The sequence below is a fragment of the Nocardia sp. NPDC058114 genome (genome assembly GCF_042884695.1).
Lineage (GTDB): Bacteria > Actinomycetota > Actinomycetes > Mycobacteriales > Mycobacteriaceae > Nocardia.
Genome location: NZ_JBHVTK010000001.1, coordinates 926,395 through 945,056, shown reverse-complemented (window position 1 = coordinate 945,056; position 18,662 = coordinate 926,395). Strand labels below are relative to the sequence as shown.

Sequence of the window (18,662 nt, the reverse complement as noted above, 5' to 3'; positions counted from 1 at the left end):
TGAGCGGTGGCACGCCCACCCCGGGCAAGTAGATCCAGCGCAGGTAGTTCAGCGCGGAAGCGGGGTCGGCCACGGCGTGGCCGGCCCCGCTTCCGCCCCGAGAAGTCAGCAGGCTCGCAACACCATGAAGAACGAAATGCTCCGCGCGATCATGTCGGCCATCTGCGTCTTGGCTGTGGCCTCGACGCCCCTGTTCGTCGACCGCGCGCAGGCTTCGGCCGCGCCCGGCGCGCGCCTGATGAGCCAGACGCAGTCCGGCCAGGTCGCCGACATCAGCGTCTACTCCCCCGCCATGGATCGCACGATCGCCCTGCGGGTGCTCCGGCCGGTCGACACCTCGACCCCGGCACCGACGCTGTATCTGCTGAACGGCGCGGGCGGCGGCGAGGATTCGGCCAACTGGCCCGGTCAGACCGATGCCGGTGGGTTCTTCGCGGACAAACACGTCAACGTCGTCATCCCGATGGAAGGCGCGTTCAGCTACTACACCGACTGGCAGCGACCCGACGCCGGCCTGGCGAAGAACCTCGAGAACAACGGCAACAACATGTGGACGACGTTCCTCACCCGGGAGCTGCCGCCCGTGATCGACGCCGCCTTCGGCACCGACGGCGTCAACTCCCTTGCCGGTATCTCGATGGCGGGAACCTCGGTCCTCGATCTCGCGATCCAGGCGCCCGACCTGTACCGCAGTGTCTCCGCGTACAGCGGGTGCGCGATGACCAGCGATCCGATCGGCCGGGCCTTCGTCTCCCTCGTCGTGCGGATGGGCGGCGGCAACACCGAGAACATGTGGGGTCCCGAGACCGACGCCGCCTGGCGCGAGCACGATCCCTACGTGCAAGCCCATCGTTTGCCGAATATCCCGATCTATATTTCCGCGGGCACCGGGTTGCCGGGACCACACGACACGTTGTCGAATCCGCGCGTGCATATCAACGGAAAGAATCCGACTTCGATTCTCACGAATCAAATGCTCGTCGGCGGCGGTATCGAAGCAGCGACGGCGTATTGCACCGCGAATCTGGCGCAGCGCACCCGAGAGCTCGGCCGCACGAACATCACCTACAACATCCGACCGACCGGTACCCACTCGTGGGGCTATTGGGAGGACGACCTCCACGCCTCCTGGCCGATGATGGCGACAGCCCTGGGCATATGAGCGCCGAACTCCGGGTGGGCTCCCGGCGACTGAGTCCGCGCGACGCGGTGTTCGTCTACGACGAGACCGACCGGCATCTGTCGAACATCGTCGCGGTCTACTTCGCCGACGCGTCGGGCCACGCCCCGCTGACGATCGCCCAGGTACTGGACTGGGCGCGCGCGAGCATCGGGCACGCGGAACTGTTCCACCGGCGCTTGCGGCGCGTCCCGATGGATCTCGATCTGCCGTACTGGGAGCCCGACCCGACCCTGTCGGTGCGCGACCACGTCACCCTGGACCTCCCCGGTTCGTGGGACGACGCCCGCGCCCGGATCGCCGAGATCACCTCCGCCCGGATGGATCTGACACGACCACCATGGGAGGTCCATGTGCTGGACCGCGTCGAGGGCGTACCGGCGATGCCGGGCACGACCACGGTCGTGGCGCTGAAGTTCCACCACAGCGTCGGCGACGGCGTAGCGACCCGGGCACTCGAGCGGCGGCTGTTCGGCACCGAACCCGCCCCCGCGATCCGGCTCGACGAGGCGCGGCCGCTGACCACCGCGGCACGCACCGCGGGCGCGCTCGCGGCGGCGCCGGTACGCTTCGTCGCCGGTCTGCGCCGTGCGCGGAAGGCGCAGGACGAGCTGCGGGCCCTGATCGATGCGGGTACCGTCCACGATCCGGTCGCCGAGCGCCCGGCCACCCGATTCAACCGGGACATCGGTGCGGAGCTGACCTTTCACCTGTTGCCGATCCCGATGCCGGAGGTGCTCGCCGCGAAAACCGCGGCGCCTTACCGGGTCACGATCAACGACCTGATGCTCACGACGATCTCCGGCGCACTGGCCACCTACCTCGCCGAGCACGACGAAACACCCGACGGCGCGCTGGCCGCCATGGTGCCGATGTCGATGCGCGGTGTCGCCGAATGGGATTCGGCGAATCAGCTCAGCCAGATGATCGTCGACCTGCACACCGATATCGCCGACCCGATCGAGCGGCTGACCGCGATTCAGCAGTCGGCGGGCCGCGCCAAACAGCGCACCGCCGACCCGGTGGTGCAACGCACCGACCGGCGGGTGCAGACCGCGCCCGCGCTGCTGCTGCGCGCCGCCGGATGGGCAAGGGCGCAACGGCGTTTCGACGACGCGGCGACAGTGCCGTTCTGCAACACCACGATCAGCAACGTGCCGCCGGTGACCGACACCCTGGTCTTCTGTGACAGGCCGGTTCGTCGAGCGGTCGGGTCACTGCCCATCCTCGACGGCGACGGCCTGCGTCACCTGATCACCTCGCAGGGTGAGGAGATCGTCATCGCGGTCACGACGAACGCCGCGATGATGCCGGACCCGGAGCACTACGGCGAGTTGATCCTCGCCTCGTTCTGCGCACTGGCCGCCGCCCTGCACGCCCTCGGAAAAGCGGCGCCGACCAGCGTCTGAGCGGCGGCCGCCCGTATCCGCGATCACCGGATTCGCGCGGCGGATACCGACGTGAGATCCTGATGATCAACCGTCCAGATATGACTAGCGCTGCAGGCAGCTGCTGCGGCGCACCGGGAGACCGCGTTCCTCGAAGGCACCGAGCAGGAGCTGGCCACGGCGCGCGCCCGCGGAGACATCGGCGCGTGCCAGATCGGGGACGTAGGTCGCCGCGCCGATGATGGATTCGCCCACGAGGGTCCAGAACCGGCGAGCGGGCAGACCGGAGCAGCGAGTGAGGACCGATTGCAGCGGGATCAGCGACGACGCGCAGCGTTGGGCGAGCCAAACCGCCATGGCGGCTTCACAGGGGAAGGCGACCGCACCCGGCTCGGGATCGCAGTCGACGACGCGAATCGTGGTGTCGGACAAGCCCGCCCAGTCGATGCCACCGTCGTTGTCGTGGTGGATCCACAGGTTGTCGCGGCCCGGATCCCAGGCGTGCGCGTCCATCACGAACAGTGCCGTGACGCGGCCCGCCACGGCGTGGATGAGCGCGGTGGCCACCACTTCGGCGGCGATCTCGTCGTTGATCATCTCCGCGGCGTGCCGTCGGTACATCAGCTCGACGCGGCCCTCGGACAGCCCGTTGGGCACATGCCACCATCGCCGTTTGCCCTGCCCGCTCATCGCCGCGACGGCATACACGCGCGGATGCTCGGGTTGCAGCGCTTGCAACCTGGCACAGGCGCGGTCGAACGCGGCGGTGGTGCGGGACGTAGCGGTGGTGACGGGCTCGGACATCGAACCTCCTCGAACGTTGGTTCCCGTGACGATGATGTCTCGGAACATAGGTTAGGCTTACCAGACTTCACAAGTCGTGTCCGGTTTCGAGGCAGGAGAAGTTCGTCGCCGTGATCCACCCTGGCACCGTCAGACGTCGTCGTCTGACCGGGCTTCTGCTGCTCGTTGTCTTGCTCACCGTGGCGGTGGTGGCGAGCATTGCCATCGGCACCCGCTCGCTCGCACCCACCACGGTGTTCGACGCCGTCACGCACGCCCTCGGCTGCGTCGGCGGCCCGTTCCACTGCCCGGCCCGCTCCACCGCCGAGGAAATCGTGCGTGAGCTGCGTCTGCCGCGCACCGCATTGGCCCTGTTCGCCGGAGTGGCGTTGGGCGTCGCGGGCGCGCTCATCCAGGGGTATACCCGGAATCCGCTCGCTGATGCCGGATTGTTAGGACTGAATGCGGGCGCCGGTTTTCTCGCGGCGCTGAGCATCTTCCTGTTCGGGTTCACCGCACCCGCGCAATACATCTGGTTCGCCTTCGCCGGGTCGGCGATCGCGGGGGTGATCGTGTTCGGGGTCTCCTCGATCGGCGGGGGCAAGGCGAGTCCACTGAGCCTGATCCTGGCCGGCGCGGCGGTGACCGCCTTCCTCCAGGCGATGACGAACGCGATCATCGTGCTCGACAACGCGGCGCTCGACACCTATCGGTTCTGGGTGGTCGGCAACGTGGCCGGGCGCGAAGCGGAAGTGTTCTGGGAGGTCCTGCCGTTTCTGGTGATCGGCCTCGGCATGGCCATGGCCGCGGCACCCAGCCTGAATCTGCTGAGCCTCGGTGACGATGTCGCCCGCGGACTCGGCGTCGACGTCACCCGGGCGCGGGCCTTCGGCCTGCTCGCGGTGGTGCTGCTCAGCGGCGGGGCGACCGCGGCGATCGGGCCGATCGCGTTTCTGGGGCTGGTGGTTCCACACATGGCCCGGACCATCACCGGACCCGACAACAAGTGGCTGATCCCCTATTCCGGGCTGCTCGGCGGGTTGCTGCTGCTCGTCGCCGACGTCGCCGGGCGGGTGATCGCCCGGCCCGGCGAACTCCAGGTCGGGGTGATGCTGGCCGCCATCGGCGCGCCGTTCTTCATCGCGTTGGTGCGTCGCAAGAAGTTGGTGGCGCTGTGAGTGGGGTCGAGATGGGCAAGGCCGCCGACCGGGTCGCCGCCGAACCCGCGAACGCCGACCGGGCAGTGACCGAGCTGCGCCGGGTGCGACCCGCACTGCGGGTCGGGCCGGTGTCGTTGGTGCTGCGGCCGGTCGTGTTCGGCGTCGTCGTGGCACTGGCGGTCGCGGTGTTCGCACTGTTCTGCCTGGACATCGCCGTCGGTGATACCCCTATCCCCCTGGGACGCGTCCTCGACGTGCTCGGCGGTGGCGGCACCCGATCACAGCGCTTCATCATCATCGAATCACGATTGCCACGGGCGCTGACAGCCGTGGTCGTCGGAGCCGCGCTCGGATTGTCGGGCGCGCTGATGCAGTCGATCCTGCACAACCCACTGGCCGGGCCGGACGTCCTCGGCATCACCACCGGCGCCAGCGTCGGCGCCGTCGCGGTGCTGGTCGGCAGCGGTGGTGCGACAACCGGACTGGTCGCGACCGTGGGAGCCCCGATCGCCGCGCTGACCGGCGGCCTGATGACCGCGGTCGTCATCTATCTACTGGCCTGGGGCCGCGGAGGCGGCGGCGAACGCGGGGTCACCGGGTTCCGGCTCGTCCTGATCGGCATCGGCGTGAACGCGGTCCTGATGTCGGTGATCAGCTGGCTGCTCACCCGCGCCAGCCTGACCGATGCCGCCCGTGCCCAGCTGTGGCTCACCGGGTCGCTCAACGGAGCCGACATGTCGAGGGTCGTGCCCGCCCTCATCGCGCTGTCCGTCGTGACCGTGGTGTCGCTGGTGTCGGCGCGCACGCTGGCCGCGCTGCGCCTCGGCGAGGACTCGACCCGAGTGCTCGGTGTGCGGATCCAGTCGCAACAGGCACTGCTCATCGGCGCGTCGGTCGTGGCGGCTTCGGTGGCGACCGCCGCCGTCGGGCCGGTCGGATTCGTCGCCCTCGCCGCACCGCAGATCGCGAGAATGGCGCTGCGGACCGCGGGTGAGCCCCTGATCGCCTCGGCGCTGACCGGTGCCGCACTGGTCGCGGGGGCCGATGTCATCTCGCGCGCACTCCTGCCCGTCGACCTGCCGGTCGGTATCGTCACCGCCGCGCTCGGCGGACCGTTCCTGCTCTACCTGCTCGTCCGCATGAATCGGAAGGCCACGCTCTCATGACCAGCCCCGCTCATCGCCTCGCCGCCGACGCCGTGTCCCTCGGCTACGGCGAGCGGGTGATCGTCGACGAGCTCAGCCTCGACATCGCGCCCGGCGTGGTCACCACGGTCATCGGCCCCAACGGCTGCGGTAAGTCGACACTGCTGAAATCGCTGGGCAGGCTGCTGCGCCCCAGCGCGGGACAGGTCGTCCTCGACGGCAAGGCCATCTCGTCGATGAAGACCAAGGACGTGGCCAGGGTGATCGGCATGCTGCCGCAGACTCCGGTCGCGCCCGAAGGGCTCACCGTCGCCGATCTGGTCGCGCGGGGACGTCATCCGCATCAGTCCTGGTTGCGGCAGTGGTCGGCCGACGACGAGACCGAGGTCGCGGCCGCGCTGGCCCAGACCGGTATCGCCGACCTGGCCGACCGGACCCTCGACGAACTCTCCGGCGGCCAGCGTCAGCGCGCCTGGATCTCCATGGCGCTGGCCCAGGGCACCGACATCCTGCTCCTCGACGAGCCGACCACCTACCTCGATCTCGCGCACTCGCTGGAAGTCCTCGACCTCGTCGACCGCCTGCACGCCGAGTTCGGGCGCACGGTGGTGATGGTGCTGCACGATCTCAACCTCGCCATCCGCTACAGCGACGAGCTCGTGGTGATGCGCGCGGGCGCGATCGTGGCGCGAGGCAAACCGGCCGACATCGTCACTGCCGAACTGCTCGCCGAGGTCTTCGGGCTCGAGGCCACCGTCCTGACAGATCCGGTCTCGGGGCGGCCGATGATCGTCCCGATCGGCACCCGGCACGTGCACGGCGCGGTCGGGTATGACGAATGACACACAGCAAACACCCCGTTACGACAATCTGTAGTACGCATGTTTGTCGTTGAGGCCGTAAAATCGGTGGGATGGCAGGTCTCGGCGAACTCGAAAAAGCGGTCATGGACCAGTTGTGGTCGGCCGATGAGCCACTGACGGTGCGGCAGGTCCACGAAGCGCTGGCCGCGCGGCGCGAGCTCGCGTACACCACGGTGATGACGGTGCTCCAACGACTGGCGAAGAAGGACCTGGTGGTTCAGCGACGCGACGATCGCGCGCACCGGTACGCACCGGTTCACAGCCGCGACGAACTCGTCGCGAGCCTGATGGTCGACGCCCTGCAACAGGCCGACGCCGCAGGTAGTCGCGCCGCGGCGCTGGTGCATTTCGTGGAGCAGGTCGGCAAGGACGAAGCCGATGCGCTGCGCGAGGCGCTCGCCAAGCTCGAATCCGACGAAAACAGCGGCTAGACTCCCTGGCGGCTCTCACAATGGAGTGAGCGCCCCTGGCCCCACAACGCAGTGAGCAGAGTCGATGAACGCAACCGCGGCAGTCTTTGCTGGTCTCGCCTTGCTTCTCGCAGGGCCGGTACCAGCGCTGCTCAGTCGCGCTACCTGGGTGCACCGCAGCCCGCGCGCGGCCCTGGTGTTGTGGCAGGCGATCGCGCTGGCCGCCGTGCTCAGCGCCTTCGGATCCGGGCTGGCCATCGCCAGCCTGCTGCTCGTCCCCGGCCCCGACGGTAGGCCCACCACCTCGCCCACCCAGGAGATCGACGCGCTCGGTCTGCCGCTGTGGACGCTCTACGTGCTGGTCTTCGCGCTGACCCTGATGGTCGGCGCCCGGCTGATGTTCTCGATCGTGCGGGTCGGTGTGCACACCCGACGCCGCCGCTCCCGCCATCGCATGCTGGTCGACCTGCTCGATCAAAGTGGCCCGGTGCGCCGCGCCGCCGATATCCGCGTGCTGGCCGCCACCGAACCCATCGCCTACTGCCTGCCCGGCCTTCGCCAGCGGGTCGTGATCAGCGAGGGCACGCTGTCCAGCCTCGACGATGCCGAGATCACCGCCATCGTGAGCCACGAACGCTCGCATCTGCGCGCCCGCCACGATCTCGTGCTCGAGGCGTTCACCGCCGTGCACGAGGCCTTTCCCCGCGTGGTCCGCAGCAGAGCCGCGCTCGGCCAGGTGAAGCTGCTGATCGAACTGCTCGCCGACGACTCCGCGGTGAAGGTCACCGGGCCCAAGCCGCTCGCCCGCGCCTTGATCGCCTGCGCCAAGTCCACCGCCCCGCAGGGTGCGCTCGCCGCGGGCGGACCGAGCACGCTGATCCGCATCCAACGGCTCGCCGGCAGCACCGGAGACGTGAGAGTCGCCACCGCCGCCTACCTCGGCTCGGCCGCGATTCTGGTCGTCCCGACCCTGGCCGTGGCGGTGCCGTGGCTCCAGGAGCTCAACCGGCTCCTGCGCGGCTGACCTGGCGATCCGCCTTCCGCTTACGTACCGCACGGCCGGTGCGACGAGGGCACCGACGCCACAGCCGCCGCAGCGGAACAAGCCTTGCCACAAACGCTTCCCTGACCAGCCTGTTTACCCAACCGGCCCCGAAGACGCCTATCCTGGGAGACCGGTCCTTCCTGCTGGGCCGCACCCCGCTCACGCCGAGGCGCGTATTCGGGTAATCGGCGCCGATCATCGTTCGGCGCGATTCGCAGCCCAACGAAAGGCCACCTTGACCAACTCTGCCGTGCCCAACGAACCGACCTTCGCCGAACTCGGCCTGCCCGTCGCGCTGGTGCAGACCCTGCGCAACGCCGGCATCGACAAGCCCTTCCCCATCCAGGCCGCCACGATCGGCGACGCCCTCGCCGGGCGCGACGTGCTCGGTCGCGGCCCGACCGGCTCGGGCAAGACCCTCGCCTTCGGCCTGCCGATGCTGACCCGCCTGGCCGAGGGCTCGCAGTCCAAGCCCGGCCGCCCGCGCGGCCTGGTGCTGGTGCCGACCCGCGAACTCGCCACCCAGATCGAGAAGGCCCTCGAAGACGTGGCCCGCTCGCTGGGACTGCGCGTGGCCTCCGTCGTCGGCGGGGCACCGATCAAGCGTCAGGCCGACCGCCTCGCCCGCGGTGTCGACCTGCTCATCGCGACCCCGGGCCGCCTCGACGACCTGATCAAGCAGCGCGCCGCCGACCTGTCGGACGTGACGATCACCGCGCTCGACGAGGCCGACCACATGGCCGACATGGGCTTTTTGCCCCAGGTCACCCGCCTGCTCGACCGCACCCCCGAACGGGGTCAGCGCCTGCTGTTCTCGGCCACCCTCGACGGTGACGTGGACAAGCTGGTCAAGCGCTACATGCACAGCCCGGTGACCCACTCCACCGCGCCCGCCGAGGCCTCGGTCTCGACGATGACCCATCACCTGCTCTATGTGCGCGACAAGAACATCAAGCGCACCGTGGCCACCGAGATCGCGGCGCGCGAGGGCCTGACCATCATGTTCGTGCGCACCAAGCACGGCGCCGACCGCCTGGCCAAGCAGTTGCGCGGCGCCGGTGTCGACGCGGGCTCGCTGCACGGCGGCAAGGCGCAGAACAACCGCGTCCGCACGCTGGCGGCCTTCGCCGACGGGTCGGTGCCGGTACTGGTCACCACCGACGTGGCCGCGCGCGGCATCCACATCGACGGTGTCTCGCTGGTCGTGCACTTCGACCCGCCCGCCGAGCACAAGGCCTACCTGCACCGGGCGGGCCGCACCGCGCGCGCCGGTGAGGACGGTGTCGTGGTCACCCTCGTCACCGACGAGGAGCGCAAGGACGTCGCCGCGATGACCCGCAAGGCGGGCGTGCGCACCGACGGTGTCGACGTGCGCCCCGGCGACCGGAACCTGGTGGAGATCACCGGCGCCCGCAAGCCCAGCGGAATCGCGCTGGCCGCGCCGGTCGCGCCCGCGCAGCCGGCCAGGTCTGCGAACGGGGGCGGCGGGCGTACTCGCCGTCCGCGCGCCGGTGGCGCCCCGGCCGCCGAAGCGGGCCGTGGCGGCGCACCGCGCCGCGAGCGTCCGGCGCACGAGCCGCGTACCCGCTCCGGCGGACACGCCCGCACGGGCGACACGCCGACGAATTCTCGTCGTCGCGCCGCGCGTCCGGCCTCTCCGGCCGCGCACCGCAACCGCACGGCAAACTGAATTTCCGCGTGGCCGAACCGATTACGGTTCGGCCACGCGCCTGTTTCCAGCTCTCGCCAACCGGGCGACTTGCGCGCCGGGATCAGCGCGGACGAAAGCCGGATCCCGCACACTGAGCCCGTGACGAACCATGAGATCGCCACCATCGTGTGCGCGCTGATCGCGGCCATGTTGATCGCACTGGGCGCCGTGGCCCAGCAGCGGGCGGCCGCGGCGGTTCCCGCGGGCACCTCGCTGCTCGGCGGCCTGCTGCGCAGCCCACGCTGGTGGTCCGGCATCGTCGGCGACGGCGGCGGTTACGCGATGCAGGTGCTCGCGCTGGCATTCGGCGCGGTGCTGGTGGTGCAACCGATTCTGGTGAGCGCCTTGGTCTTCGCGCTGCCGCTGTCGGCGCGGCTGAACGGGCAGCGGATCACCGCCCGCGCCGCCACGATCGCGCTGATCCTCGTCGCCGCGCTCGCGCTGTTCCTGATCGTGGGGAACCCGACGGCGGGCGAGGACACCGCGCCCTTCCGAGAGTGGTTGGCGCCCTTGGCGATTCTGCTCGGCGTCATCGTGGCCGCGACCGTCACCGGCCTGATCGTCAGCCATCGATCGGGGAAAGCGCTCGCGCTCGGTCTGGCCGGTGGCGCCCTGTTCGGTATCGCCGCCGCACTCACCGACCGCGTGGTCACCCTGTTCGGCGACGGAATCGGCGCGATTCTCGGCGGGTGGCAGACCTGGACGCTGGTGGCCGCGGGACTGCTCGGCGTGTACCTGCAACAGCGCGCGTTCCAGGCCGGACCGCTGTCGGCCTCACTGCCCGCGGCCACGATCGCCGAGCCGTTGGCCGCGGCGTTCCTCGGTCTCACCGCCCTCGATGAGCAGCTGCGCACCAGCGGTTTCGGACTGGTCGTCGTCGGCGCCTGCGTCGCGGTGATGTGCGCGGCGACCGTGGCGCTGTGTCACACCCGAGCGGTCACCGCCGAGCCGACGCCCTGACGCGTCGCCGAGATTCGCCCGCCGCGGTACTCACAGGGCTACTATCGACCGAGTGCGATTTCTTCCGGGACCCCAGCCGCCGTACGACCTGACCTACGACGACCTCTTCCTGGTCCCGAACCGGACCGATGTCGCGTCCCGGTTCGATGTGGACCTGGCCACCGTCGACGGGACCGGAACCACCATCCCCCTCGTGGTCGCGAACATGACCGCGGTCGCGGGCAAGCGGATGGCCGAGACCGTCGCTCGCCGCGGGGGCCTCGTGGTGCTCCCCCAGGATCTGCCGATCCCGGCCGCCGCCGACACCATCGCGTTCGTCAAGAGCCGCTCGCTCACCGCCGACACCCCCGTCACTCTCGACCCCGATCGTTCGGTGTCCGACGCGGTGGCGCTGATGCACAAGCGCGCCCACGGCGCCGTCGTGGTCGTCGAGGACGGCAAGCCGGTCGGCGTCGTCACCGAGGCCGCCTGCGCCGATGTGGACCGGTTCGCGCGCCTGCGCGAGGTCGCGTTCACCGACTTCGTCCAGGTGGCCGTCGAGGCGTCCCCGCGCGACATCTTCGACCGCCTCGCCGAGGCCCACGCCCAGCTCGCGGTGCTCACCCACCCCGACGGCACCCTCGCGGGCGTGATGACCCGCACCGGCACCGTCCGCGCCGGCATCTACACCCCCGCGGTCGACGCGAACGGCAAGCTGCGCGTCGCCGCCGCCGTCGGCATCAACGGCGACGTGGCCGCCAAGGCGAAGGCCCTGGCCGAGGCGGGTGCCGATGTGCTCGTCCTCGACACCGCGCACGGCCACCAGACCAAAATGCTCGAATCTTTGCGCACCGTCGCCGATCTCGGTCTCGGCCTGTCCCTGGTCGCGGGCAATGTGGTCTCCGCCGAGGGCACCCGCGATCTGGCCGAGGCCGGCGCGACCATCATCAAGGTCGGTGTCGGCCCCGGCGCCATGTGCACCACCCGCATGATGACCGGCGTCGGTCGCCCACAGTTCTCTGCCGTGGCCGAATGTGCCGCCGCGGCAAAGGAACTCGGCGTGCACGTGTGGGCCGACGGTGGCGTCCGGCACCCCCGCGACGTGGCGCTGGCGCTGGCCGCGGGCGCGTCGAACGTGATGATCGGTTCCTGGTTCGCCGGTACCTACGAGTCCCCCGGCGACCTGCGCATCGACCGCGACGGCAACAAGTACAAGGAGAGCTTCGGCATGGCGTCCAAGCGTGCTGTCGCCGCTCGTACCGCCGCCGACAGCAGCTTCGACCGCGCCCGCAAAGCACTGTTCGAAGAGGGCATCTCCAGCTCGCGGATGCGTCTGGATCCCGAGCGTCCCGGCGTCGAGGATCTCATCGACCACATCTGTTCGGGTGTGCGCAGCTCGTGCACCTACGCCGGTGCTCGCTCGCTGCCGGAATTCCACGACAAGGCCGTGCTCGGCGTGCAGTCCGCCGCCGGCTTCGCCGAAGGCCGGCCGCTACCCAGCGGCTGGTGAACCGCGCCCGCGGCGGCCGATCGAACCCTTCGATCGGCCGCCGTCGGCGTGCCGGGGCCGCGCCGCTGACGCATCATGGGTGGGCACGGATTACTATGGACTTGCCGATCACGGCACATGCTCGACTCCCGCCTCGAAAGGATCCAGTTGTCACCCGCGTCCAAGGGCGCCACACAGGAGGGCTCCTCTACGGAGCCGGGTGACAAACCCGGCGTCCTCCTTTCCGCAGCGTCCGTTCGATCCCCCGGTTTCCCTACCGCGCCCCCACTCGGGTGGTGCTGAGGATGTCCATCGTTCTGACCGTGCTCAGCCTGCTCGGCTTTGTCGCACTCACTCTCGGAACGGCACTGTTCGTCGCCGCCGAGTTCTCCCTCACCGCACTGGAACGCAGCACCGTCGAAGCGGCCGCTCGGGAAGGTGACACCCAGTCACGCCTGGTGAAACAGGCCCATCACACCCTGTCGTTCCAGCTCTCCGGCGCTCAGCTCGGCATCACCATCACGACGCTGATCACCGGCTACATCGCCGAACCCGTTCTGGCCCGGCTGCTCGATCCGCTGCTGGACGGCATCGGGTTGAGCGAAAACGCCTCGCACGGCGTCGCCTTGGCGCTGGCCCTGATCATCGCGACCTCGCTGTCGATGATCTACGGCGAACTGGTGCCCAAGAACATCGCGATCGCCGAGCCGATGATGGTCGCCCGGCTCACCGCGGGTCCGATGATCGGCTTCTCCGCCCTGTTCAAGTGGCTCATCCGTTTTCTCAACGGCGCCGCCAACTGGGTGGTCCGCAGGCTCGGCATCGAACCCGCCGAGGAACTGCGCTCGGCCCGCTCGCCTCAGGAACTCGGTTCGCTGGTGCGCACCTCCGCCATGCGTGGCGCGATGGATCAGCGCACCGCGCAGGTGATGGACCGCTCGCTGGAATTCGGTGAGCGCAGCGCCGAGGACCTGATGACACCGCGCGTGAAGGTCGAATCGCTGGACCGCCACGACACCATCGCCGATCTCATCGCCGCCGCCGCGCGCACCGGCTACTCCCGGTTCCCGGTGGTCGACGGCGACCTCGACAACACCCTCGGCGTGGTGCACGTCAAGCAGGCGTTCACCCACCCGGGTGAGCTGCGCAAGCAGATCCAGCTCAGCGACCTCGCCGTCGCGGTGCCGATCGTGCCCGCCAGCCTGGACGGCGACGAAGTCCTCGAGCGCGTCCGCGCCGACGGCATGCAGGTGGCTCTGGTCGTCGACGAATACGGCGGCACCGCGGGCATGGTGACCATGGAGGACCTGATCGAGGAGATCCTCGGCGACGTGCGCGACGAGCACGACGAGGAGGAGCGCGATGTGCGCCGGGTCTCCGACGGCTGGGACTGCTCGGGTCTGATGCGCATCGACGAGGTGTCGCGCGCGACCGGCTACGACGCACCCGAGGGCGAATACGAAACCCTCGGCGGGCTGGTACTGGCCCAGCTCGGCCGCATTCCGGTGACCGGCGACGAGGCGGTGCTGCCCGAATCCCGCGGTTCCGGGGGCGGCTGGATCGCCCGGGTGGAACGGATGGACGGACGGCGCATCGACCGGGTGCGGTTGATCCCCGTCGACGAGGCCGCCCTTTCGGCACGGGAGAACGCTCATGGGTGACCTGTTCGGAATCTTGCTGACCGTCGTACTCCTGGCGGGCAACGCGTTCTTCGTGGCCGCCGAGTTCGCCCTCATCTCCGCCCGCCGTGATCGGCTGGAAGCCCTTGTCGCCCAAGGCAAGAAGAAGGCCCAGACGGTGATCGAGGCGGGTGAGAACCTGTCGATCATGCTCGCCGCGGCTCAGCTGGGCATCACCATCTGCTCGATCCTGCTCGGCCGCGTCGGCGAGCCCGCGATCGCGCACCTGATCGAGCGCCCGTTCGAACTGCTCGGCCTGCCCGATGAGTTGCTGCACCCGGTGGGCTTCGCGCTCGCGCTCACCGTGGTGGTGATCCTGCACATCCTGCTCGGCGAGATGGTGCCGAAGAACATCGCCCTGGCCGGTCCGGAACGCTCGGCACTGCTGCTGGTGCCAGTCCACCTGGTGTGGTTGCGGATCGCCCGACCGCTGATCGCGCTGTACAACCTGGCCGCGAACATGACGCTGCGGATGATGCGCATCGAGCCGAAGGACGAACTCGACGCGACCGTCTCGACGGTGGAACTGGCCGAGATGATCGGCGAATCCCGCTCCGAGGGGCTGCTCGACGAGGAGGAACACCGCAGGCTCACGCAGGCCCTCGGCACCTCCGACCAGGTCGTCGGCGATGTGATGGTGCCGCTGGCCCAAGCCAGATCGGTGCCGCTGATCGGCAACGGCACCACCCTCGGTGAGGTCGAGGCAGCGGTGTCCGAAACCGGTTTCTCGCGCTACCCGGTCGCCGCCTCCGACGGCTCCCTGGTGGGTTACCTGCACATCAAGGACGTCCTCGACGAGGTCGCCGACGACAACGCGGGCCCGGACACCGTCATCCCCCGGACCGACATCCGCCCGCTGCCCACGGTGAGCACCGGAACTCCGCTCTACGAGGCGCTGGCCCGGTTGCGCCGTACCAGCAGCCATCTGGGACGGGTGGTCGACAGCCGCGGCAACACCGTCGGTGTGGTCGCCCTGGAGGACCTGATCGAAGAGTTCGTGGGCACCGTGCGCGACGGAACCCACCGCCTCGCCGAATAACCCGGATCGCGAAAACGGCCCGACCAACCGGTCGGGCCGTTTTCGTGTGCCGAGGGGCCTGGCGGATCGCCGACCCGGCTACACCTGGTCGCCGGGTCGGCGATCCAGGGTCCCGAGGCCGTGGATCAGAATGCTCACGGCGACGTCGATCAGTTCGTCGAGCGGCAAGGGTGCGTCGGCCAGCGTCCAGTCCACCATCAGCTCGGTCATCCCGCCGGCGAACAGCATTGCCGCGATCGCCAAGCGATCGGTGGCGGGAACATGGAAGTAGGCGTCGGCGAAACCGGCGATCAGCTGGGCGAATTCGTGCATGACCGCGCGCCGGTGCACCTCGAGCTCCGCGCTGACTCCCACGACCTCGATGAAGATGACCCGGGCGCGGCGCGGGTCTGCGGCCACGGTCCGAACGAAGGCGTCGACACTGGCGTGTGCCTGGGGAGCCAGATCGGGTTCGGCACCCGCGAGCGCCGCCAAGGTCGCGGCGCGGACCTGGTCGATCTGACCGTCGTAGACCGCGCGCAGCAATGCCTCACGATGAGTGAAGGACTCGTAGAAGTACCGCTCGGTCAAACCCGCGCGGTCGCAGATCTTCTTCACCGAGGACGCCGGATAGCCGATGGTGCCGAACAGTTCCAGGCCGGCCGCGAGGAGAGCGTCTCGACGCTCAGCGCTTCGACTCTCCTTGTCCCGCCCACCGTAGCGGCGCGACGGAGCTCGGTTCCCGGACGGAGCGTCGGTCTCGGTCACTGTCCTCCCGCATCCGGCTACCTGATCTAGAAGGTCTCCATCCTAGTCATCGGCCCGCGGTGGGATCGCGATCGTCCCGTAGTCGAGTCCGCCGTGGGTGAAAGTCGGCACGACCGGCCACTGCCGCTTCCAGTTCGCGCATTCCGAGGAGGCGATGACTTGCAGCCAGCGCGGATCGCGCGGTGACCGGGAAGCCATGGTCTTCTCCTTGACCATGGAATCGTATTGATCCAGCGAGTCTTCGAGAGTGTTCGCGTTGAGGACGACTTCACGGCCGTAGAACTGCGCCTGCTGCCGGACCCCGGGAATCCTGGACAGTTCCGGTTGCCAGCTGTCGGCGGCCATCCCGTTCTCCGAGGACACCCACACACCGTCGGGCGTGTTCACGCACAGCGAGTGGTTCCCGTCGGTGTGGCCGGGTGTCCACAGCAGGCTCACCCCGACACCCAACTCGACGTCACCGTCGAGGATTTGCAGCCGCTCGGCGGGGACGCCGTCCATACCGCCGTCGACGTACCACGCCCACTGCATCGGGTGCACCGATTCCAGCGTGCCGAGTTCGGTGCGCTGCACGAGCATCCGCGCGTTCGGGAACAGCGGGTCACGCGGGCCCGACTCTCCGTCGATCGGCACGTCGCTGCCCATGATCATGCGGATGTCCTGCACGTGCAGATGGTCGAAGCTGACGTAGTCGACATCCTCGTTGCGCAGGCCCAGCCGGGGCAGCACCGCCTCGGGATCGTTGTAGTACTTGACGAACAGCGACTCCGCGCGCAGCGTGCGCGAGAGCTTCTGCAGTTTCGCGTAGAACGGGGCCTTGCCCGATCCGGCCGCGACGGTGGGCTCCCAGACCAACGTTCGGAGCGCGCCGTCGAATCCCTCGAACTGGACCACGAACATCCGGTTGATGATCGAGATCATCGGGTTGGGGCCGATCGAATAGCCCTGGAACGCGAATCGCTGCGGATACGGGGCGGCGGCGATGTCGAAGCTCTTGACCGCACGCACCTGCCCCTGCCGGAGGAACCGCTCGCGGTAGCGGCGCGCGCCTTCGCGCACCGCCTCGAGCCGGTCGCCGCGCGGCCACACGTCGTGGACACCGGCGAACTCCGGTATCGGCCGGATGCCGCCGAGAGCGTCGGTTGTGGTCATGTCCGGTTTCCTGTCGTCGGCGTGGGTGGAGGTTCGGTGGGGCCACAGACCTTGTGTTCATAGTCGGCCCTGCTCGATGAATCATGAACGGCGGCAACCTGATCCGGGACCATGCCGAGCAGGACACGGTCGCGCAGGGCGGCCGGGAGCACGTTCACCGCGCGCAGCAGCGCTCCGATGTAGCGGGGCACCGTCACCTCGAATCGCGGGCGTTCGATCGTCCGGAGGACGGCGCGGGCAACGTCGGCGGGCTGGAGCAGTGCCACCGCGCCGGTGGCGGTGCCGGTCGCCAATTCGGTGTCCACGACGGTCGGCATGATCACCGAGAGTTCGACCCCGCTGCCGCGCAGTTCCGCGCGGACCCCGCTCAGGTAGCCGAAGACGGCGTGCTTGGTCGCGGCGTAGGAGGACTCACCGGGCGGGGCGAGCTTCGACGCGGCGGAGGCCACGGTGACGATGTGCCCGGCGCCTCGCGCACGCATGGCCGGTACGGCGAGGGTCACCCCGTTGATGACGCCGTGCACGTTCACGTCGAACTGTCGTCGCCGCGCCGCCTCGGGTTCCCGATCGAACGGGCCGACCCACATCACCCCGGCGTTGTTGACGAGCACCTCGAGCGGTCCCCACACCTGCTCGACGGCGGCGAGGAACGCCGCGAACGAATCCCGGTCGGCGACATCGACACCGAAGCCCCGCACCTGCGCACCCAGTTCCGTCGCGGTGGCGCGGGCCGCCGATTCGTCGATGTCGCCGATCGCGACGCGCTCGCCCGCGCGGGCGAGCTGCGCGGCGATCTCCCTCCCGATCCCACGCGCACCGCCGGTCACCGCGATGACCTGCCCTTTCATTGCCTGTCCCAATTTTGACATGAAATCATGTCAACAAAGTACAGGACAATCGGGCGTTTTGACATGAGTTCTTGTCAGTTGGTCTGTTTCCCGAGATGATGCACGGCATGGATCGAAATCTCAGCGCGACACCGTCGCGCGCCAGCCGAATCGTGGCGGCGGTCATGCTGCTGACAGTGCGCCGACTGGGCTCGCGGCTTCCCGCCACTCGCGCGGGCGTCCGTATCGGACGCGCGGCAATGCACGGGTTGCGCCTGGTCATGCCGTCCTGGACGGTGGCGCGTTTTCCCGTCCACGAACACGCGGACACCGAATTCGCGGTCCGCGGCGAATGGGTGAACGCAGTACCCGAGCCACACGAGCCGGTCGTCTACTACCTGCACGGCAGTGCCTACTTCTCCTGTTCGCCGGGCACCCACCGCGGCTTGGTGGGGCGGGTGGGTCGCGCGAGCGGACGCCCCGTGTTCGCCGCGCGGTACCGGCTCGCGCCCGAGGACCCGTTTCCCGCGGCACACGAGGACGCGCTGCGTGGGTACCTCTGGTTACTCGCCCGCGGGCATCGACCCGCCGACATCGTCGTCGCCGGAGACTCCGCGGGCGGGCACCTGGCACTGGCCCTCGCCGGTGAGCTGGCCCGGCGCGGACTTCCACAACCGTCCGGGCTGGTGTTGTTCTCCCCGGTGGCCGACCCCACCTTCGGACTGGCCGCGACGAAGGAACCGGGCGTACGCGACCCGTACGCCTCGGCCACCACCGGCAACCGGCTGGTCGGCATGTACGTGGCGGGGTCAGACCTCGCCGATCCTCGCCTGGACGTCGCGGCGGGGATCGTCCCCGGCTTTGCGCCGATGCTCATCCAGGTCGGCGGGCTCGAGGTCTTGCAGGCCGACGCCGAACACCTCGCGGCGACCGCCCGCCGCGTCGGCGTGCGCTGTGACCTGCAGATCTGGCCCGGCCAAGTCCACGTCTTCCAGGCCGGCTATCTGGCCGTCCCCGAAGCAGTCGCCGCCTTGGCCGAGGTCAGCGCGTTCGTCACCGGGATCGAGCGAGCGAGCGGCCCGCCGGATCGGATGCCCGCCTGATC

At 69.3% G+C, this 18,662-nt stretch carries 17 protein-coding genes; 13 read left to right on the top strand and 4 right to left on the bottom strand.

Features of this window, described 5'->3' with window-relative positions:
* The first annotated feature begins 151 nt into the window (after positions 1–151).
* The gene (locus tag ACFVVI_RS04290) at positions 152–1,162 is read left to right on the top strand and encodes an alpha/beta hydrolase (protein ID WP_387444456.1); all 1,011 of its coding nucleotides are present in this window, start codon (positions 152–154) and stop codon (positions 1,160–1,162) included.
* A complete protein-coding gene (locus tag ACFVVI_RS04285; RefSeq protein WP_387443115.1) occupies positions 1,159–2,589 on the top strand; it encodes a wax ester/triacylglycerol synthase family O-acyltransferase in 1,431 nt (476 codons plus the stop codon). The genes ACFVVI_RS04290 and ACFVVI_RS04285 overlap by 4 nt, the downstream gene beginning before the upstream one ends.
* An 84-nt stretch (positions 2,590–2,673) precedes the next feature.
* On the opposite strand, the gene ACFVVI_RS04280 is transcribed toward ACFVVI_RS04285, so the two are convergent.
* A complete protein-coding gene (locus ACFVVI_RS04280) occupies positions 2,674–3,372 on the bottom strand; it encodes a hypothetical protein (RefSeq protein WP_378995192.1) in 699 nt (232 codons plus the stop codon).
* 110 nt (positions 3,373–3,482) lie between these two features.
* Between ACFVVI_RS04280 and ACFVVI_RS04275 the strand changes: the two genes are divergently transcribed.
* From ACFVVI_RS04275 to ACFVVI_RS04230, 10 genes are all read left to right on the top strand, one after another.
* A complete protein-coding gene (locus ACFVVI_RS04275) occupies positions 3,483–4,529 on the top strand; it encodes a FecCD family ABC transporter permease (RefSeq protein WP_378995194.1) in 1,047 nt (348 codons plus the stop codon).
* A gap of 11 nt (positions 4,530–4,540) precedes the next feature.
* Complete coding sequence (locus ACFVVI_RS04270) at positions 4,541–5,677, top strand: FecCD family ABC transporter permease (protein ID WP_387444454.1); 1,137 nt, start codon at positions 4,541–4,543, stop codon at positions 5,675–5,677.
* Positions 5,674–6,498: an ABC transporter ATP-binding protein gene (locus ACFVVI_RS04265; protein ID WP_387443112.1), complete on the top strand. Its 825-nt coding sequence runs from the start codon at positions 5,674–5,676 to the stop codon at positions 6,496–6,498. The genes ACFVVI_RS04270 and ACFVVI_RS04265 overlap by 4 nt, the downstream gene beginning before the upstream one ends.
* Positions 6,499–6,560: 62 nt before the next feature.
* Positions 6,561–6,950 carry a BlaI/MecI/CopY family transcriptional regulator gene (locus tag ACFVVI_RS04260; RefSeq protein ID WP_279537543.1) on the top strand — a complete coding sequence of 130 codons (390 nt, stop codon included), beginning with the start codon at positions 6,561–6,563 and terminating at the stop codon, positions 6,948–6,950.
* A gap of 64 nt (positions 6,951–7,014) precedes the next feature.
* Positions 7,015–7,953 (top strand): M56 family metallopeptidase, encoded by a 939-nt coding sequence (locus tag ACFVVI_RS04255; RefSeq protein ID WP_067458647.1) that lies wholly within the window; start codon positions 7,015–7,017, stop codon positions 7,951–7,953.
* Between the two features lie 256 nt (positions 7,954–8,209).
* A complete protein-coding gene (locus tag ACFVVI_RS04250) occupies positions 8,210–9,664 on the top strand; it encodes a DEAD/DEAH box helicase (protein ID WP_387443110.1) in 1,455 nt (484 codons plus the stop codon).
* Positions 9,665–9,784: 120 nt separating this feature from the next.
* Positions 9,785–10,645, top strand: coding sequence for a DMT family transporter (locus ACFVVI_RS04245; protein ID WP_387443108.1), 861 nt, complete (start codon positions 9,785–9,787; stop codon positions 10,643–10,645).
* Between the two features lie 52 nt (positions 10,646–10,697).
* Positions 10,698–12,134, top strand: coding sequence for a GuaB1 family IMP dehydrogenase-related protein (locus ACFVVI_RS04240; RefSeq protein WP_387443105.1), 1,437 nt, complete (start codon positions 10,698–10,700; stop codon positions 12,132–12,134).
* 284 nt (positions 12,135–12,418) lie between these two features.
* Positions 12,419–13,774, top strand: coding sequence for a hemolysin family protein (locus ACFVVI_RS04235; protein WP_387443102.1), 1,356 nt, complete (start codon positions 12,419–12,421; stop codon positions 13,772–13,774).
* Positions 13,767–14,831 (top strand): hemolysin family protein, encoded by a 1,065-nt coding sequence (locus tag ACFVVI_RS04230; RefSeq protein ID WP_378995204.1) that lies wholly within the window; start codon positions 13,767–13,769, stop codon positions 14,829–14,831. Before ACFVVI_RS04235 ends, ACFVVI_RS04230 begins: the two co-directional genes overlap by 8 nt.
* 78 nt (positions 14,832–14,909) lie before the next feature.
* Here the strand turns inward: ACFVVI_RS04230 and ACFVVI_RS04225 are convergent, their stop codons facing one another.
* The 3 genes from ACFVVI_RS04225 to ACFVVI_RS04215 are packed head-to-tail and all read right to left on the bottom strand — an operon-like array spanning position 14,910 to position 17,578.
* Positions 14,910–15,578, bottom strand: coding sequence for a TetR/AcrR family transcriptional regulator (locus ACFVVI_RS04225; protein WP_378995206.1), 669 nt, complete (start codon positions 15,576–15,578; stop codon positions 14,910–14,912).
* A gap of 42 nt (positions 15,579–15,620) precedes the next feature.
* Positions 15,621–16,730, bottom strand: a complete 1,110-nt coding sequence (locus tag ACFVVI_RS04220; protein WP_387443099.1) for a hypothetical protein — start codon at positions 16,728–16,730, stop codon at positions 15,621–15,623.
* Positions 16,727–17,578 carry an SDR family oxidoreductase gene (locus tag ACFVVI_RS04215; RefSeq protein WP_387443096.1) on the bottom strand — a complete coding sequence of 284 codons (852 nt, stop codon included), beginning with the start codon at positions 17,576–17,578 and terminating at the stop codon, positions 16,727–16,729. The genes ACFVVI_RS04220 and ACFVVI_RS04215 overlap by 4 nt, the downstream gene beginning before the upstream one ends.
* Positions 17,579–17,685: 107 nt before the next feature.
* Here ACFVVI_RS04215 and ACFVVI_RS04210 point away from each other — a divergent pair, with 107 nt between their 5' ends.
* On the top strand, positions 17,686–18,660 hold the full coding sequence (locus ACFVVI_RS04210; protein WP_379316278.1) for an alpha/beta hydrolase: 975 nt from the start codon (positions 17,686–17,688) through the stop codon (positions 18,658–18,660).
* Positions 18,661–18,662: the final 2 nt, after the last annotated feature.